Here is an 18,688-nt window from a genome sequence, read left to right as displayed (position 1 = left end):
GTGAGGCCGTCACGGTCGCGCAGGTCGACAAAAATCAGGCCGCCGTGGTCGCGGCGGTACTGCACCCAACCCATCAGGCAAACATCTTCACCATCATTGGTAATGGTCAACTGACCGCAGGAATGGCTGCGCTGCCAGTCACCAAGCTCAGTGACAAATTTCTGGTGTTCGCGCTGCACATCCTGCTGCGCGTCCTGCGTCTGCATCTGTTCAGTCATTGTTGGTTCCCGTTTGCAAGAATTGGAGTACGCCTGACTGCGGCACAGAGCATTGCTCGCCGCTTTCAAGGTTTTTAACGACCACTGAACCCTGAGCGGCTTCGTCAGGGCCAATAATCAGACAATGCCCGGCGCCGGACTTTCCTGCCTGGCGCATGAGGCTTTTAAAGCCGCCTTCACTGAAATTCATCTCGCCAGACAGCCCGGCGTCACGCAGCTTCTGGGCAAGCTGCCAGCCCTGAGCGCGGCTCTGCGCGTCCATGGCAACCAGATAAAAATCGGCTGCCTGAGCACTGCCCTCGCCCATCATGAGGGCAAGGCGCTCCATGCCGCAGGCAAAACCAACGCCCGGAACATCAGGCCCGCCAAGGCTCTTCACAAGTCCGTCATACCTGCCGCCGCCTGCCACCGCCGCCTGCGCGCCAATGCTGCCGCTTACCACCTCAAAAGTAGTGCGGCAATAGTAGTCAAGACCGCGCACAAGCCTGTGATCAAGCTCAAAGGCAAGTCCCTGACCTTGCAGCAGTTCCAGCACCGTATCAAAGTGGGCGCGGCATTCTGGGCAATTGTAATCAATCAGCTTGGGGGCATTGTCCGTAATGGCGCGGCAGCCGGGCTGCTTGCAGTCTAGCACGCGCAAGGGGTTGGTTTCCACCCTGCGGGCGCAGTCCGGGCAAAGGGCGTCCTTATCGACTCCGGCAAGATATTCGAGCAATGCAGCCTTGAATTTGGGGCGGCATTCCGAACAGCCAAGAGAATTGATCTTGAGCGTCAGGTCAGTAAGTCCAAGGTCTGACAAAAAGCGCAGCAGCATGCTGACCAGTTCTGCATCAGCCATGGGGCTATGACTGCCGAGGCACTCGCAGTTTATCTGGTGAAACTGACGCATACGGCCCTTCTGCGGGCGTTCATAACGGAACATGGGCCCGGTGGTGAACAGGCGGCTCACTGGCTCGCGATTGGTCAGCCCACTCTCGATGTAGGCGCGCATAACGCCAGCCGTTGCTTCAGGCCGCAGGGTCAGCGAACGGCCCTTACGGTCAGGAAAGGTATACATTTCCTTTTGCACCACATCGGTTTCCTCACCGATGGAACGGCAAAAAAGCTCCGTAAATTCCAGCAGCGGCGTGCGCAGTTCCACAAAACCGTAGCGTCTAAAAACCTGGCGCGCGGTATTTTCGATGCGCGTGAACTGGTCGCTGTCCGGCGGAAACATATCCGCAAAACCCTTGATACGTGCAATACTCATGGCTTCCTCATAAAAAACTGGCTGCCCTGACGTGCAAGACGGCGCGAAAGAAATGGTCTACCTGCTGGCGCAAGGGGATTCAAGGCTGAATTTCCCGGCGCAGTCGTCGCAGGGCACGGGATATTCTCCAGTGAAACAGGCCATGCAGTAATGCTGCGGCTTGCTCACCGACCCCAGCAAGCCCGCGATGCTGAGATAATGCAAAGAATCCACATCCAGCTTGCGGGTGATTTCCGCCAGATTATGCTGCGCCGCAATAAGCTCACCGCGCGAAGAAAAGTCTATGCCGTAAAAGCAGGGAAACTTGACCGGCGGGCTGGAAATGCGGATGTGCACCTCTTTTGCGCCCAGTTCACGCAGCTTTTTGACGCGTGTCATCATGGTGGTGCCACGCACAATGCTGTCGTCAATGATGCAGATGCGCTTGCCGTCAATCATTTCGCGCACAGGGTTGATCTTAACCCGTACGCCAAAGCTGCGCATGCTCTGCGAAGGCTGGATAAAGGTACGCCCCACATAGTGGTTGCGGATCATGGCATGCTCATAGGGCAGGCCGGAGCGCTGGGCAAAACCAAGGGCTGGATAAATGCCCGAATCCGGAAAGGGCATCACATAATCCACTTCCGGCGCAGATTCGTCAGCCAGATTCCAGCCCATTTTTTTGCGGCACAAATAGACCTGCTCGTCAAAAATATAGGAATCAGGCCGGGCAAAATAGACCAGCTCAAAAATACACTGGCGCGGTTTTTCGGGCAGCGGCCCCATCAGATGATCGCTGCGCACGCTGTTGCCGTCTACAATAATCATCTCGCCCGGCTTCACAGAGCGTTCAAAATCGGCCTCAAGCAGATCAAAGGCGCATGTTTCGGAGGCGAACACCGGGCTTCCGTTCATGCGGCCAAAGGCCAGAGGGTGGAAGCCGTGGGGATCGCGCACCGCCACCATTACTCCGTCTACCATAACCAGCAGACAGTACGCGCCGCGAACACGGGCGCAGGTTTCCTTGACTGCGCCGGGCAGGTCGTTGTGCCTGAGCGCGCGCACCAGCAGATGCATGAACACTTCCGTGTCGTTGCTGGTGGAAAATATGGCGCCTTCGTTCTCGAGGTCTTCGCGCAACTGCGCGGCATTGACCAGATTGCCGTTGTGCGCAAGCACCACATCCCGCCCCTTGAAATGGGCAAGAAAAGGCTGGGCATTGCTGCTGGAGGAACGCCCGGTGGTGGAATAGCGCACATGGCCTATGGCCGTTCTGCCTGTCAGAGCCTTGAGGTGGGCCTCAGAAAAAACATCGGGCACAAGGCCCATGCCCTTGTGTTCGTGTACGCCGTCGGTGTCAAAGGTAACTATGCCCGCGCTTTCCTGGCCGCGATGCTGCTGTGCATACAAACCGAAATAAGCCAGACGAGCCGCTTCCTCGTGGTCATAAATGCCGAATACGCCGCATTCGTGCTTGATCATAGGCCTTACTTCTTCAGTTTTTTGCGCAGATGCGCAATGCGATTATCGATGACCGACGGATTGGGATAATCGTCGCGGGCCAGTTCGAAGTTTTTCAGGGCTTCTTTTCCCTTACCGAGCTGTTCGAGGGCATCAGCCAGCAAATAGCCCGCCAGACCACGCAGAATCTTGTCCGGATCGCTATCAAGTATCTGCTGACAAAGGTCAGACACATCCTGCCAGCGTTCCCTTGCCATGTTCTGGTCGGCAAGGTCGTACATGCACATTATTTTGTCATGATCCGCCATGGGCAGAGCAAGACACTGCTGCAAGGTGTCCTCGCCTGCGTCAAACCGGCGCAGGTTGAACTGCATGGCCGCCAGCCTGCGGTAGCCGTCCACAGTCTGCTCCGCCGACAACCCTGCAAGGCCTATATAAGCATTCCAGGCGTCCGCCGCACGGCCATAACGCCGCAAACCCTCGTTTACCTCGCCCATGCGCCGCAAAATAACGGCGCTTCTGGCGTCATTGTCTGCAAATTCCGCCAGCATGGTCTCAAGGCATTCAAGGGTGGCGCGAGGTTCCTGCCCGGCGGCATTGAGCACCACCAGCAACTGCTGCCACGCTTCCCAACGCGAATCAGCATCCCGTGCCTCACGCAGATAACGCTCAAGCAGCCTTTCGGCAAGGGACCAGTCTCGCAAAGAAACTGCGGTGCGGGCTGCGGAAAGGTCATCGCCCACCATGCTCTGGTCTTTGCAAGCGCATAAAAAGCCAGCAAAAACCAGGCACAGACACAGGGTCAAACCCTTGCCGCAAACCCGCCGCAATATTTTCATCAGCTATGGTTATTCTTCGCCGTCATCGCTCGCGCTGTCGTCTGCAAGCCCTTCAGGCTCGGCAACAGCAGGAGCGGAAGCGACATCGGTCAGATCTTCATCGTCCAGATCGGCACTGGCGTCCCTGCCGGTCTGCCCGCCTTCGTCCACACGGTCAAAGCCCACCACATGACCGCCTTCATCAAGACGCACGAGCATGACGCCCATGGTGGCGCGGCCCTTGCTGCGCACATCGTCAACGCCGATGCGCACTATCTTGTTGGACGAGGTCAGCAGGATAAGCCCGTCGTTGTCGCGCACGGGCATGGCGCCGATCACAGGCCCGGTCTTGGCAGTCACCTTGAAGTTGATGATGCCCTTGCCGCCGCGCGATTGCAGACGGTAGAGATCAACACTGGTTCGCTTGCCGTAACCGTTGGCAGAAATGGACATGATCTCGGTGGTCTGGTCGATATCCTTGACGATGACAGCTGCCACCACAAAGTCCTGCCTGCGCAGGGCAATGCCCTTGACGCCCGTGGCCACGCGGCCCATGGGCCGCACATCGTTGCAGGCAAAGCGGATGGAGAAACCGTCTGCCGTAGCCAGAACAATGTGATTGTTGTCGCGGATGGGGCGCACCACCACAAGTTCATCATCCTCACGCAGGCCAACGGCCATGAGGCCGGTCTTGCGGCACTTGGCGTACAAGGAGGCGGAAGAACGCTTGATCATGCCCCTCTTGGTGATGAACATGAAGAACTTGTCTTCGGCAAATTCACGCAGGGCAAGAACTGTCGTAACCCACTCGTTTTCTTCAAGCGGCAACAGGTTGTTGATATGCACGCCCTTGGCCGTGCGGCTGCCCTCCGGCACCTGATGCACCTTGAGCTGGTGCATGCGCCCCTTGTTGGTGAAGAGGCAGAGGTACTGGTGATTGGTGGTGGACAAAAATTCCTGCACGTAGTCGTCATCCGAAGTGTGCAGGGCCGCAATGCCCTTGCCGCCGCGTTTCTGCTGCTGATAGTTCTCAAGCCCGGTACGCTTCATGTAGCCACGGCGCGACAGCGTGATGACCACTTCTTCGTCAGGGATGAGATCTTCAATATCAATGTCGGTCAGAGCTTCACGCAGCACTTCCGTACGACGTTGCGTGGCGAAATTATCGCGAATTTCGGCAATCTCGCGCTTGAGTTCGCTGCGCAGCACTTCGGCATTTTCCAGAATGGAACGGTAAAATTCGATCTTCTGCAGCAGATCCTTGTATTCGTTCATCAGCTCTTCGCGCTGAAGACCTGTCAGGCGCTGCAAACGCATTTCAAGAATGGCCTTGGCCTGCACTTCTGAAAGCGTAAAGCGCTCCATCAGGGCATTACGGGCTTCTTCCGGATTGGCGGAAGCGCGGATAAGGGCCACCACTTCATCGATATTGTCGATGGCGATGCGCAGACCTTCCAGAATATGCGCGCGGGCTTCGGCTTTTTCCAGATCGTAGCGCGTGCGGCGGATGACCACCTCACGCCTGTGATCCACAAAGCAGGAAAGCGCCGTCTTGAGGTTCAGCAACTGCGGGCGGTTGTCCACCACGGCCAGCATGTTGATGCCGAAGCTCGTTTCCAGCGGCGTGAACTTGTACAGGGCGTTGACCACTATGTCGGGGATGGTGCCGCGCTTGAGGTCAATAACAATGCGTATGCCCTTGCGGTCGGATTCATCGCGCAGGTCGGTGATGCCGTCAATCTTGCGGTCATTGACCAGAGCCGCGATTTTTTCCACCAGCGAGCTTTTGTTGAGCCCAAAGGGAATCTCGCGGATAACTATGCTCTGCGCGCCCTTTTTACGGTCTTCAATCTCAATGCGGCCGCGCACCTTAACCGTGCCGCGTCCGGTGTGATAGGCGTCATACAGGCCTTTGCCCGCGTAGACAAAGCCCCTGGTGGGGAAGTCCGGCCCTTTCACATAATCCATGAGGTCATCGATGCTGCACTGCGGGTTATCCAGCAGCAATTGCAGGGCATCGCACAGTTCACCCAGGTTGTGGGGCGGAATATTGGTGGCCATACCCACGGCAATACCCGAGCTGCCGTTGAGCAGCAGGTTGGGAACCTTGCTCGGCATGACCGTAGGTTCCTGAAGGGTGTTGTCGTAGTTGGGGCGAAAATCCACGGTGTTCTTGTCCAGGTCGTTCAAAAACTCCTGGGCAAGCTTGGACATGCGCACTTCGGTATAACGCATGGCAGCAGCGGCATCACCATCAATGGAGCCGAAGTTGCCCTGCCCGTCCACCAGGGGATCGCGCATGGAAAATTCCTGCGCCATACGCACCAGTGCGTCATACACGGCAGAGTCACCGTGCGGGTGATATTTACCGATGACGTCACCGACGATGCGCGCGGATTTTTTGTGCGGACGGTTGTAGTTGTTGGCAAGCTCGTACTGCGCAAAAAGAATACGCCTGTGCACCGGCTTAAGGCCATCGCGCGCGTCCGGGATGGCGCGCCCGATAATGACCGAAAGGGAATACTCCAGATACGATTTGCGGAGTTCTGTTTCAATGCTGATCTGCGGCTGCTGCATATCTGCCACTGCGGGCCTCGCTGCTGTTATTTGGGGGCTGGAAGGGCAAGCCCTCCTGATACAAAGGGCCTGAGCCCTGCTGTATCCCCATTTTACGTGTCATGCGGCGAAAAACCTTGTTAAAATCCGGCTTTTCGCTTCACGCTATTGATGTATTCACAGGACTCCTTGCGGAACTCCCCTGTACGGGCAGTTCCGCAAGGGTATTCCTTTTAAATATCCAGATCCTGTACGGCCAGGGCGTTGCGCTCGATAAACTCGCGGCGCGGTTCCACACGGTCGCCCATAAGTTCCACAAAGGCGTCAGAAGCTTCGTTGGCGTCTTCCACCGAAACCTGCAGGAGCACGCGGTTTTCGGGGTTCATGGTGGTCACCCAGAGCTGGTCGGGGTTCATTTCACCAAGGCCCTTGTAACGCTGGATGTTGATGCCCTTACGGGCTTCATCAAGCACCATGCGCATGAGCGTGAACAGGTCTTCCACTGCCACTTCGCCGTCCTTCTTGCGCAGGGTAAAGGCAAAAGAGCCGCATAGCTGGCGCAGTTCGTCAAAGAGCTGCCAGCCCTGTTTGTAAAGGCGCGAAGAAAAGAACTCCATGCCCCTGCGGGTGTGGTGCCCGCCAGTATTTTCAAACACAGCAAACAGGCGTTCTTCTTCGTCTTCGCTTTTTTCCCGCTCAAGGGTGAGCATGTAACCGTGACCGTTAAGCCATTCAGTGAGCTCGCTGTCCTGATTTTCAAGGCTCTTGGCGTCAATCTGCTTTTCATGGGTCACAAGCGCCATGAAAAGATCGCGCGGGGTGCCGGACATTTCGGCATCGTTCACGCGGCCTTCGGCCTTTTCGATGTGCTCCATGAGACTGATGAGTTCCTTGCCGCGAAATTCCTTGCCGTTGGAGGCCACCACGGTCACGTCTTCGCTCACGCGGGTGAGCAGAAATTCGTTGAGCGCGGGGTCGTCCTTGATGAACTTTTCCATGCGCGAATTGTGCACACGGTACAAAGGCGGCTGTGCGATGTAGACAAAGCCGCGCTCCACCATTTCCTGATACTGCCTGAAGAAAAAGGTCAGCAGCAGGGTGCGGATGTGCGCTCCGTCCACGTCGGCGTCTGTCATGATGATGATTTTATGGTAGCGCAGCTTGTCGAGGTCGGTGTCTTCCTCGCCGATGCCAGCGCCCATGGCGGTGATGAGCGCCTTTACTTCCTTGTTGGCAAGCATCTTGTCAAAACGGGTGCGTTCCGTATTCAGGATTTTGCCGCGCAAGGGCAAGATGGCCTGATTTTTGGGATTACGCCCCTGCTTTGCAGAACCGCCTGCCGAATCACCTTCCACGATGAACAGTTCGGATTCAACGGGATCCTTGCTCTGGCAGTCGGCCAGTTTGCCGGGCAGCGAGTTGTCTGAAAGCGCGCCCTTGCGGCGGACAAGTTCCTTGGCGCGGCGGGCTGCGTCTCGCGCCCGTGAGGCGTCCACGGCTTTGTCGATAATGAGGCGGATATCCTTGGGATTCTCCTCAAAATACACATTAAGGCGGTCATAAACCACACCAGCAACCAGGCCGGCAATTTCGCTGTTGCCAAGCTTGGTCTTGGTCTGCCCTTCAAACTGCGGCTGGGGCAGTTTGACGCTGATAACGGCGGTAAGGCCCTCGCGCACGTCATCACCTGACAGCGAGGTGTTCTTCATCTTTTTGACCAGGTCAGCCTGGCCCTTGATGTAGCCGTTAATGGCGCGCGTGAGAGCAGTGCGGAAACCCACAAGGTGGGTGCCGCCTTCCTTGGTGCGGATATTGTTGGCAAAGGTGAAAATGTTTTCCTTGTAGCCCGCATTGTACTGCAAGGCAAAATCCACGGTAACATTATCAACAATGCCTTCCCCAAAGATGATGGGGTGAATGCCCTGCTCGCCGGAGTTGAGGTCGCCCACAAACTGGCGGATGCCGCCCTCGGCGTGGAACACATGGGTCTCGCCGATGCGCTCGTCGATGCACTCGATGGTCAGGCCCTTGTTAAGATAGGCCAGTTCCTCAAAGCGCTTCTTCAATGTTTCATATGAAAACTCGAGAACTTCAAAAATCTCTTCGTCAGGTTTGAAGCGAACGGTGGTGCCGTGCCCTTCAACGAAGCCCTCGCTGATAACCACCAGCTCGTCCTGCGGTACGCCACGGGCGTAGTGCTGACGGTAGCGTTTGCCATTACGGCGCACAGTGACTGTAAGCTCTTCCGAAAGGGCGTTGACGCAGGAAACACCCACGCCGTGCAGACCACCCGAAACCTTGTAGCTCGAGTTGTCGAACTTGCCGCCAGCGTGCAGCTTGGTCATGACAACCTGCACGGCGGGCACGCCTTCCTTGGGATGGATATCCACAGGAATACCACGCCCGTCATCGCGAACAGTCACGCTGTTGTCGGCGTGCAGAATAACAGTGACCCGCGAACAGAAGCCGGCCATGGCTTCGTCAATGGAGTTGTCCACTACCTCGTACACCAGATGGTGCAGGCCGCGCGCGTCTGTAGAGCCTATGTACATGGCCGGGCGCTTGCGCACAGCCGACAGGCCTTCCAGAATGGTAATGGAAGAGGCGTTGTACCCGCCGTTGCCGGTTTCAGGAGCCATTAAACGTCTTCCTCGCTATAGTAGGTCGTTTCAGAAACCTTCATGGGCATGATGATAACGGTATAGTCGACATCATCGGCGCCGCGGATACCGCAGGGGCCTTCAGAGCCGGTAAGCATCATGTCGATCTTTGCAGAAACAAAGTGTCCCAGCACGTCAAGCAGATTGCGCGTGGGGAAGGCAATGCGTTTTATATCGCCATTATAAGCAACTTCAAGGCTTTCATTGGCCGAGCCCACATCCTGCCCCTGGGCGGAAAGCAGAGCCTCCCCGGCAGAAAGATCCATGTAGGTGCAGCGGTCGCTCTCGGTATTAAAAATGAGAATACGGCCAAGCGCTTCAATAGCTTCCTTGCGGGCAAGAGTCATGGGGTGCATGTCTTCGCTGGCAAGCTTGCTCATGAAGATGTTGTAATCGGGGTATTCGTGGGCGGCGCGGGGCAGACTGAGCGTTTCAGCGCCATCCAGGCTGCGCAGATACAGGCGTTTGTCGGTGATGTTCAGTTCAATCTCATCCACGCCAAGCCATTTTTTGATGTCCGCAAGATATTTCTTCTGGATCAGCATGCCCGCTTCTGGCAGCCGTTCGGCCAGCTCGTCATGGGTAAAGGAAACAAGGGCAAACTGGTGGCCATTAAGACCGCACACATCAATGCGTCCGTTGCCGCGAGGTTTCATGCACAGGCAGGCAATGGCGTCCATTGCGTCGTCATCGCTGATGCAAAAGCCCACCTTGTCCAGAATGTCCTGCAAAAAGTCGCCAGACCAGGTGACGGCATTTTCAGCAGGAAAGGCAGAAAAATTCTGAAACCACTCCGCTCCGCTCACAGGCAGCTTGTAGGTGCGGCGTCCCTGTTCCAAAAGCAGATTGCCAGAAGCTTCATCAAGGGTGAGGTGCAGAACACCCGTGGGCAACTGACGCACAAGATCCACAAAGGCCCTGCCCTGAACGCCTATAAGGCCAGGTGCTGCAACTTCAGCAGGATAACGCCCGGTGAATTCAATATTGGCGTCCGTGGACATGACTGAAAGGCTGCCTTCTTCAGCCTTGAGCCAGATGGAGCGCAGATACTGCGCCCCCGCCTTGGCAGGAATGATGGCAGCTGCCTTCAGCAGGCCTTCAATGATCTGCTCTTTGTTTACAGTAAGTTTCATATGTTTTTTCCTTACTATTATAGTCGTCTGTGTCTATGTTCTTAAGACAGCTAACTTGCTTTTATTATTGAAAAATCAAGTGAACACTCCAACAACGTCCAAGGAAACGCCGGGAACATTTTCCCGTATTTTCGCCCGGTTGTCGGGCATCTATTGTGCCTTGAGCTCCAGTTCTGTCACTAGTTGTTGGAGCGCTTTGTCACTAACTAGAATTTTCTTAATCTTTTTAATGGCATATATGACAGTACTATGGTCCTTCCCGCCAAATGCCCGCCCAAGTTCCGGGTAGGAAAGACCCAGCTTGCGCCTGCATATATACATGGAAACCTGCCGCGCCAGCACGAGGTCTGGTCGGCGTTTGCCGCCAAGGACATCTTCAGGACGCAGATTCATGGCCCGGGCCACAACTCCAAGAATTTCCAGACAGCCCGGTGTTTTGTCGGCCACACCCGTGCGCACAATGTTTTCAAGGTCTGCCTGCGACAATTCGCAACCTGTAACGGAACAAAAGGCCGCCACCTTGAGCAGCAGCCCCTGCAGCAGACGAAACTGCGAACAGCGTTGGGCAATGAACAGCAACTGTTCCCGGGTGAGGTTCATGTGCCGCTCTTTGCTCATGGCCTGCAAGTAGCGCATACGCACATCAAGGTCAGGTTCCATGAGTTCTACCACAAGCCCGCTTTCAAGGCGTGAGCGTAAACGTTCGTCCAGAGCCTTGAGAGCCTGCGGTTGACCTGTGCAGGCAAAGACCATCTGTCCAGGCTTGCCGTCTTGCCCGGCGCTACGCGGGCAAGCATCCATGCAGGATACCAGTTTGCGTTGCCAGGCCGACTGGCCGACAATATCCTGAATATCGTCAAGCAGCAGAACATCGCACTGTTGCCAGAAAATTTCCGGCCTGCGCACCCATGCCGGATTGTCTGCGCAAAAACGCGCAGCCGCAGCAATAATTACGCGGCTGGCTGTAGGCCCTTCTGCCAGAGTGGCTGCCATGGATCGCAAAATATGGCTTTTGCCTGTGCCGCTGTGCCCACAGAGCAGGAAGGGATTGTAGGCCACATCAGCGCGTCTTTCTGCTATCTCCTTGGCGGCAGCCAGGGGAAAGGCATTTTTTGCATTGGCAATAAATGCTGTGAAGGCATCATTTTCAATTCTGGGCGCTGCGGGGGTATCCGTGCGCACCATAAAATTTTGTGTGTTCTGCTCGGCAGTTTTTTGCTCCACATGCGGGAGCGAGTATGTCTGCGCCTGCCCCAGAGCGGGTTGTTCGTATACTATTTGCGGAAGCTTTTTGTCGGCAAAGCGGGAGGAAAGCGCCTGTTCAAAAAGATCGCGCTTTTGCTGGTTGAACCACGCGGCAAAATAAAAGTGGGGAAAGCCGACGGTTAGTGTATCGCCTTCATGACGCAGGGTAAGGGATTCCAGCCAGTTTCCCCTGTCGTTGGCCTTTTGCTGTGCCAGTATGTCCCGCAACTCGTTTTTCAGCATAGCGTATGTGGCCTGTCCATAGGCCTGTGGATAGCTGTTCCCTCCGAGGCATTGCGCCAGGACGTGCCGGCATTTCAGGCAAGGCCCACAGGTCTTGTTTGCCGGATTTGGCGCGGTTCTCGCCATAAAGGAACAAAGAGCATGCATACCATAAAGCTGAATATGAAACAAGTGCCGCCATATTCAGGGACCTCCCCGCTCTCTGTCCTGTGTGGAAAAATATGGAGAATGGATGATACGGGTTAACGGCATGAATACAGTTTTTATAATATACTGCATTACCTGTTAAAATCTGTGTAAAACCTCAGTGGCGGTCAAGGCGGCTGGACAATGAACACCACGGCAGGTATACGTTTGCAATGTTTTTGCACATGAAGATTCGCTGGATACTGGTCGCGGCCCTGTTTCTGCTTTTTGCAGGTTTGTTTGCCTGGGAAAAGGGCTGGCTCCCGTTTGATCAGTTGCAAGCTGACATTCCCGTTGCGGGCGGAGAGTCTTCTACTGATCAGGCGGCGTCTGCTGACGGCGGGGGGGATCCTGCCAATGCCTCCCAAGCCCAGGGGGCAGAAGCTGCTTCGCAGAGCATTGCTGAAGGTGACGGAAAAACCGGAGCAGATCTGACGCAATCCGCCGCGCCGGACGCTGCAAATCCAGATGAAGAATCTGCCGGCCCTGGCGAGGAAGTGGTCAAAGGCACGGTTGAGAAAGGTGATACGGTCATCAAGATTCTTGCCGGGGCAGACAGCCAGGCCGTGCAGGATTATATAAGCGCCGCGCGCCGGGTGTTTTCCATGCGGGCTTTTCGCGATGGTCAGCCCTACGTGGTTGTAACCGATGCCGCCACGGGCAAGGTAAAACGTTTTGAATACGAAATAGACAGCCGCCGCCGTCTGGTGGTGGAGGGCGTGGAACAGCCCGTGGCCCGGGTGGAGGCCATTGAATATGTCACCCTGCTCACCACCATGAGCGCCACCATTGACGACAATCTTTTTCAGGCAGTGGCCGATGCCGGAGAAAGCCCGCAAATGGCCCTTAAACTGGCAGAACTTTTTGGTTCGGAAATCAACTTTATCCGTGATCTGCAGGAAGGCGATTTTTTTTCGGTGCTGGTTGAAAAGCGTTACCGTGAGGGCGAATACAAGGGGTATGGCCGTATTCTGGCCGCCCATTTCACCAACAAGGGCAAAACCTTTGAGGCCTACCTGTTCCGCGAAGGAAACAAGGCCGCCAGCTATTATAACAGCAAGGGCGAAAACGTCCGCAAATCACTGCTGCAGGCTCCCCTGGCATTCACGCGCGTGACCTCGCGCTTTACAAAAAACCGGCTCCATCCCATATTGGGGTATAGCAGACCACATGAAGGTGTGGACTATGCCGCTCCCACGGGTACGCCTGTCAAGGCTGTGGGTGAAGGTGTGGTTACGCAGCGGGGCTGGGCTGGCGGCTACGGCAACCAGGTTATTGTGCGTCATGGCGGCGGGTTGGAGTCTTTGTACGCCCATCTATCCGGCTATGCCCGAGGCCTGCAAAGCGGGCAGAAGGTGCGTCAGGGGCAGGTTATTGGTTTTGTGGGCATGACGGGCCTTGCCACGGGGCCGCATCTTGATTTCAGGCTGCGGCAGAACGGCAAATTCGTGAACCCCGCCAAGGCCATTAACCCCAGAGGCGAACCGGTCAGCAAGAGCGCCATGAGCGCCTTTGAACAAGTTATGGCTGTGGAACTGGCAGCGCTCAAGGGAGAAAAAACTTTTCCCGAGTATACTGTGGACAGCATTGTGCTCGACAAGGTGGATCTGCCGCAGCCCGAAAAATCATCCGAGCCGGAACAAAAGGTCGAAAAGCGCAAAAAGAAGCATAGAAACTAGTTTATTTTCAGCTCGTAAAGTTTTTTCCGACAGGCCCGCCATATCTCGTTGAAAGGGTGCGCGGCATTATGGCGGGTTTTCCGCCCAGGGGGGCTTTATGACATACTATGACCCAGCATCCGGGCTTTCTGTTACCGTGCTGCCGGGTTCGCCCGGCAACACGGACGCCATTACCTACTACCCCTCTATTATCAATGATTCCACAGCAGCAGCGGAAGCCCTGCTCGCGGAAGAAAGCGCCAAATCCTTCATGCAGAGTCAGTGGCGGCTTGCCGCCTCCAACATGGTGGGGATTGGCGTTATTGCCAGCGGTTGGGCCTGATTTGGTTTGTCCTGGACATCTTAATATAATATTAATTATTTAAGTGTGTTATATAAAAAATATAACATACTGCCCATTTGTTATGCTGACATTCCAAGGCAGGCTCTTGCCCAAGCAACAGCCAGATATGGCTGAAAGGTACACTGTTTTCCCCTTATTATTGCTGCAAGTGGCTGAACATGGCCTGTTTTTGGCCTTGGCGGTTGCATTGTGAAGCGCGAAACGATACACAAATTCTCATGTCATCGCGCCGTCTTCTTTTTCTTACCCCCGCTCAGGCAGTAACTGCCGTCTTTCCTGCGTTGCGAAATGCGGGCTATGAGCTCGGCATTGCAGAAAATCTCAAGGGCGCTTCCGTTTTTATAAAAAAATCCGGGCCGGACGTGATTTTCTCACGCCCTTCATTGCCGGGTTTTCGTGTGGAAGATCTGCTTGCGGTTGGCGCGGAAGACCCTAATTTTCCCCCTGTCATAGTTATCACGGACAAAGGCAGTCCTGAAGAGGCCGAGAGGCTCATGGGACTGGGCGCGCGCGACTACTGGCTTGAACCGCTGGACGTGGAGCGTGTGGCTGCTGTGGCAGGCCAGAAGCGCAAGACTGCCCCCGTTCCGGCAGTGTCTACTCTTGGTGGGCACAAGGCCCGTCATGACGGCTCCGGCCCTCGTATTGTGGGCGATCACCCGGCCATTGCCCGTGTGCTGCAACTGGCCCGCCAGGTGGCCGGATCGCGCGCTACAGTGCTGATTACCGGTGAATCAGGTACTGGTAAGGAAATGTTTGCCCGCTATCTGCATGCCATGAGCAAGCGCGCGGAGCAGCCTTTTGTGGCCGTGAACTGCGCCGCCCTGCCGGAACACCTGCTTGAGAGCGAGCTTTTTGGGCACGAGAAAGGCGCGTTCACTGGGGCCATTGCCCGCAAGCCCGGCAAGTTTGAGCTCGCCGACGGCGGCACTCTCCTGCTTGATGAAATTTCTGAAATGGACATGGCCTTGCAGGCGAAGCTCCTCCGTGTGCTTCAGGAGGGCGAGATCGACCGCGTGGGCGGCACCGAAACCATCAAGGTTGATGTGCGCGTGCTTGCCACCACCAACCGCGATCTTGAAGGCTGGGTAAAAGAGGGCAAGTTCCGTCAGGACTTGTATTTTCGGCTGAATGTTATTCCTCTGCGGCTGCCTTCGCTGCGCGAGCGCGGGGATGACGTGCTGGAACTGGCCAGATTTTTTATAGGCATGTACACGCGTGAATACCAGTTGCCTGCCGCCCCCCTTTCTGAAAGCGCCATTGCCTGGTTGCAGCAGTATGATTTTCCCGGCAATGTGCGCGAACTGCAAAACCTGATGGAACGCGCTGTGCTGCTGGCTAATGGCAGGCCTGTTGAACCTTGCCATTTTCTGCTTGAGAATGAAGACTGGCCGCTGTTTGAAGAAGAAGCTCCCCAATCGGCAGCTCTGGTGGAAGAAGCCCATGCCAACGCGCTGGCAGCTTCTGCTGCTGTTCAGGATGTTGATGCGCCCCGCTCAGACGAGTACGCCCCGGCATCGGGCGTATCGGCAGGAGACAACCGCATGCAGGGCGCTGTGATTCCTCTGCATGAGATGGAGCGCATCATGATTCTCAAGGGGCTGGAGGCAACCTCCGGCAACCGTACGCAGGCAGCCGATCTGTTGGGTATTTCAGTGCGCACGCTGCGCAACAAGCTGAACGAATACCGCGCTGCCGGGCACCCCATCGACTGATTTTGTCCTGATAATTTTTTCAGACAGATATAAAAACGCCCGCTGATGCGGGCGTTTTGCGTTGCGTGCGCTGGCTGGCGCCTCAATCCAAAGGTGGGTGCGCGGAGGCCTTTTGCAAGACTACCCCTCCCCCGTCACCCACCGTGAAAGATACTAGCTGCGGATGTCGCAGCAGCTTTTGGCGAGTTTGTCATAAAGCCATGCCATGTCCATTGAACCGTGTTTTTCAATGGATTGCAGCTTTTTTAGACCAGCTTCTGTAATTTTGCGGGCCTGTTCCGCCACAGAAGCTGCCTCTTGCCGCCGGATGGACACAATGCCGTCCGCATCCGCCACGATCAGATCGCCGGGCTGAATAACAACGTTGCCCATGCTGACGGGTACGTTGATTTCGCCGCAGGCGTCCTTGTATGGCCCGTTGGGCGACACCGCCCGCGCATAGACGGGAAAATCCGTCTGCCGCAGGGCTTCGGCATCGCGCACGGCTCCATCAATGACAAAGCCTGCCAGACCGCGCGCCTTGCCAAGTGCCGCCACAATTTCGCCAGCCACGGCTCTTTCCGTATAGCCCGCGCAGGAGACCACCAGCACGTCACCGGGGCGGGCGTTGTCTACAGCATAGTACAGCAGCAGATTTTCGCTTGCGGGCAGATTGACGGTATAGGCGGTACCCAGAATGCGGCTGTTGTTAAAGGGCTTGAGCGCTGACGGCAGGGCTGCGTTGCGGCCCAGGGCGTCGCAGATGTCCGCAACGGCCAGATCGGCGTACTGGCGCACAATTTCAGGTGAAAGGCGGTCAATCTGACAGTTGATGGCGTAACGCATAAACATGTTCCATGGCGCAGGGCGCTGTGTATGAACGGCCGCCTGCCCTTCCAAAGACGCATCGGAAGGGCAGGCAGTTCGCTTGGGTATGGAGAGGGTCTATTTGCAGGGTTCGGCTTCTGTTGCGACCATTGAAGCGGCAATTTCATTACGTGCATCAGCATCGTTGAGCACATGGTCGACGTCTATTTCACCCCGAAGCACCTTGTTGGCCCGGTCAAGGTCAATGGACTTTTCCCAGCGGCCAATGGCCACTGTGGCGACGCAATTACCGATGAGGTTGACCACGGCGCGCATTTCGTTGAGTACACGGTCAATACCAATAACCAGGGTCATGCCCACCACGGGAATGATGTTGGTGGCCGAAAGCGTGGCAGCCAGGGCAATAAGGGCTGCACCGGCAACACCCGCTCCGCCCTTGGATGTGAGCAACAGCACCAGCATGAGGGTTATCTGATGGCTGATGTCGAGGTGAATATCCATGGCCTGGGCAATGAAGGATGCCGCCATGGTCAGGTAGATGGCCGCACCGTCAAGATTGAAGGAGTAGCCAGTGGGGAACACCAGACCAACCACGGATTTTTTGATGCCCAGGGCTTCCATTTTTTCCATGCTGCGGGGCAGCACGGCTTCTGTGCTGGCAGTGCCGAGGGTGATGAAAATTTCATCCTTCATATAGCAGATGAGCTGCCATATGTTGATGCCCGAAAATTTGCAGATAAGGCCCAGCACCACGATAACAAAGAGCGCGCTCGTCACGTAGAGGCAGAGCACAAGCTTGCCCAGCGAAGCCAGCGCGCCAACGCCGTACTTGCCGATGGTAAAAGTGATTGCGCCAAAAGCGCCCACCGGGGCCAGCTTCATGATCAGGTTGACCACGCCCAACAATGCAGTGCTGAAGCGTTCAAGTGTGCCAAGGATGGCTTCTTTAGGCTTGCCTGACATATGGGAGAGGCTCATGCCGAACAGCACGGAGAACAACAGCACCTGAAGCAGATTGCCCTCTGCAAACGCGCCGATAACGCTGTGGGGGATGATGCCCATAACAAATTCCATGGTGGTCTGCGCCTTGGCGTGGGCAAACTTGCCCAGAGAAGAAGCATCCATGGTGGCAGGGTCGGCATGAATCCCGGCGCCGGGCTGCACAAAATGTACAACAACCAGACCGATAAAAAGAGCAAGAGTGGTAACTATTTCAAAATACAGCAGTGTTTTACCGCCCACACGGCCTACAGCCTTGAGGCTGTCCATGCGTGCAATGCCCACGACGACAGTGCAGAAAATCACTGGCGTAATGATCATTTTGATAAGATTGATGAACGCATCGCCAAGGGGTTTGAGTTTAACGGCAATATCTGGAGAGACAAAGCCGAACGCAATACCCAGAGCGATGCCTACAAGAACTTTGAAATATAGAGAAGAAAATACTTTTTTCGACATATCCACCTCAGTATCAGGCAAGGGGGGAAAATGGGTGCCAAGAAAAACACAGCCAAACACCAGATTTGTGAAAATTTGGGCTAATACGGCTTTAAAAGAGGCCGGCCTGCCCTGACGGTGCAACGGTCGGCCTCTTTTAAAGCGTAGCTTAGGCGCTTTCGTACAAACGGGTCATGATGAATTCTCTGTGGCCCAGCACTTCAGCGGCGGTGTTACGGCCGTTGCAGGTGCGGAACAACATTTCGAGCAGCTTGTCGCCAGCGGCATCGAGGTCCATTTCGCGGCGCAGGATGCCTGAAACGTCCACATCGATGTGCTCGCTCATGGTGCGCACGGTGCGGGGATTTGCCGAAAGCTTGATCACGGGCAGGATGGGGTTGCCGATGATGTTGCCCTGGCCCGTGGGGAAGAAGTGCGCCACAAAGCCGGAGGCAGCGCAAAGGGTGACCATTTCGGCAGCGGCGGAAGAGGAATCCATGAACCACAGGCCGGGGCCAGTGGGCATTTCAGCCTTGTCGAGGCAGCCGATGACAGGCGCTTTGCGGCCAATCTTCTGCACATTGCCCAAGGCTTTTTCTTCGATGGTGGTCAGGCCGCCTTCAATGTTGCCCTTGGTGGGCTGGGAGTCGCTCAGGTCGTCCGTCTTGTGGTCGTCCACAACCTTGGCGTAGCGGTCAAAGAAGGCCTTGAACTGGGCGCGAACTTCAGCGTTGGCGCAGCGTTCCATAACCAGGTGCTCGCCGCCGGTGATTTCGGTGGTTTCACCAAACAGGGTGGTGGCGCCCTTTTCCCACAGTTTGTCAAAAGCGTTGCCAACAGTGGGGTTGGCGGCAATACCGGAGGTGGTGTCGGATTCGCCGCACTTGGTGGAGACCCACAGTTCGTTCACTTTGCATTCGGTGCGCTGCAGTTCGGTGGCGAAGTGCATGAATTCCTTG

General features: G+C 55.9%; 13 protein-coding genes and 1 pseudogene. 3 read left to right on the top strand and 11 right to left on the bottom strand.

What is annotated here, in order from left to right; all coding sequences use genetic code 11:
• The 8 genes and pseudogenes from VEZ52_RS01940 to VEZ52_RS01905 all read right to left on the bottom strand — a co-directional run.
• Positions 1–218 (bottom strand): annotated as a pseudogene (locus VEZ52_RS01940) (aspartate--tRNA ligase); the annotation flags it as partial.
• Positions 211–1,467 carry a histidine--tRNA ligase gene (gene hisS / locus VEZ52_RS01935; protein WP_324835301.1) on the bottom strand — a complete coding sequence of 419 codons (1,257 nt, stop codon included), beginning with the start codon at positions 1,465–1,467 and terminating at the stop codon, positions 211–213. The pseudogene VEZ52_RS01940 and the gene hisS, both read right to left, overlap by 8 nt.
• 57 nt (positions 1,468–1,524) lie before the next feature.
• Entirely contained in the window at positions 1,525–2,928 is a 1,404-nt protein-coding gene (purF, locus tag VEZ52_RS01930; RefSeq protein WP_291444267.1) for an amidophosphoribosyltransferase, read from the bottom strand.
• A 5-nt stretch (positions 2,929–2,933) separates the two neighbouring features.
• On the bottom strand, positions 2,934–3,746 hold the full coding sequence (locus VEZ52_RS01925) for a hypothetical protein (protein WP_324835300.1): 813 nt from the start codon (positions 3,744–3,746) through the stop codon (positions 2,934–2,936).
• A 9-nt stretch (positions 3,747–3,755) separates the two neighbouring features.
• Entirely contained in the window at positions 3,756–6,302 is a 2,547-nt protein-coding gene (gene gyrA, locus VEZ52_RS01920; protein ID WP_324835299.1) for a DNA gyrase subunit A, read from the bottom strand.
• Between the two features lie 212 nt (positions 6,303–6,514).
• The gene (gyrB, locus tag VEZ52_RS01915) at positions 6,515–8,920 is read right to left on the bottom strand and encodes a DNA topoisomerase (ATP-hydrolyzing) subunit B (protein WP_324835298.1); all 2,406 of its coding nucleotides are present in this window, start codon (positions 8,918–8,920) and stop codon (positions 6,515–6,517) included.
• Positions 8,920–10,074: a DNA polymerase III subunit beta gene (dnaN, locus tag VEZ52_RS01910; protein WP_324835297.1), complete on the bottom strand. Its 1,155-nt coding sequence runs from the start codon at positions 10,072–10,074 to the stop codon at positions 8,920–8,922. The genes gyrB and dnaN overlap by 1 nt, the downstream gene beginning before the upstream one ends.
• Positions 10,075–10,224: 150 nt before the next feature.
• Positions 10,225–11,562 (bottom strand): DnaA ATPase domain-containing protein, encoded by a 1,338-nt coding sequence (locus tag VEZ52_RS01905; protein WP_324835296.1) that lies wholly within the window; start codon positions 11,560–11,562, stop codon positions 10,225–10,227.
• Positions 11,563–11,933: 371 nt separating this feature from the next.
• Between VEZ52_RS01905 and VEZ52_RS01900 the strand changes: the two genes are divergently transcribed.
• The 3 genes from VEZ52_RS01900 (at position 11,934) to VEZ52_RS01890 (ending at position 15,485) form a co-directional block, all read left to right on the top strand.
• The gene (locus VEZ52_RS01900; protein ID WP_324835295.1) at positions 11,934–13,427 is read left to right on the top strand and encodes a M23 family metallopeptidase; all 1,494 of its coding nucleotides are present in this window, start codon (positions 11,934–11,936) and stop codon (positions 13,425–13,427) included.
• A 97-nt stretch (positions 13,428–13,524) separates the two neighbouring features.
• A complete protein-coding gene (locus VEZ52_RS01895) occupies positions 13,525–13,749 on the top strand; it encodes a hypothetical protein (RefSeq protein WP_324835294.1) in 225 nt (74 codons plus the stop codon).
• 239 nt (positions 13,750–13,988) lie between these two features.
• Positions 13,989–15,485 (top strand): sigma-54 dependent transcriptional regulator, encoded by a 1,497-nt coding sequence (locus tag VEZ52_RS01890; RefSeq protein WP_324835293.1) that lies wholly within the window; start codon positions 13,989–13,991, stop codon positions 15,483–15,485.
• Positions 15,486–15,638: 153 nt separating this feature from the next.
• Here VEZ52_RS01890 and VEZ52_RS01885 read toward each other — a convergent pair whose 3' ends face one another.
• The 3 genes from VEZ52_RS01885 to VEZ52_RS01875 all read right to left on the bottom strand — a co-directional run.
• Positions 15,639–16,310: a dimethylmenaquinone methyltransferase gene (locus tag VEZ52_RS01885; protein WP_324835292.1), complete on the bottom strand. Its 672-nt coding sequence runs from the start codon at positions 16,308–16,310 to the stop codon at positions 15,639–15,641.
• 99 nt (positions 16,311–16,409) lie between these two features.
• Complete coding sequence (dctA, locus tag VEZ52_RS01880; RefSeq protein WP_298997779.1) at positions 16,410–17,750, bottom strand: C4-dicarboxylate transporter DctA; 1,341 nt, start codon at positions 17,748–17,750, stop codon at positions 16,410–16,412.
• Between the two features lie 148 nt (positions 17,751–17,898).
• Positions 17,899–18,688 (bottom strand): D-galactarate dehydratase (locus VEZ52_RS01875; RefSeq protein ID WP_324835291.1); only part of this gene is annotated, 790 nt, incomplete at its 5' end.

It is taken from the genome of Desulfovibrio sp. (genome assembly GCF_035644575.1).
GTDB lineage: Bacteria > Desulfobacterota > Desulfovibrionia > Desulfovibrionales > Desulfovibrionaceae > Desulfovibrio.
This window is presented reverse-complemented; position numbering and strand designations above follow the sequence as displayed.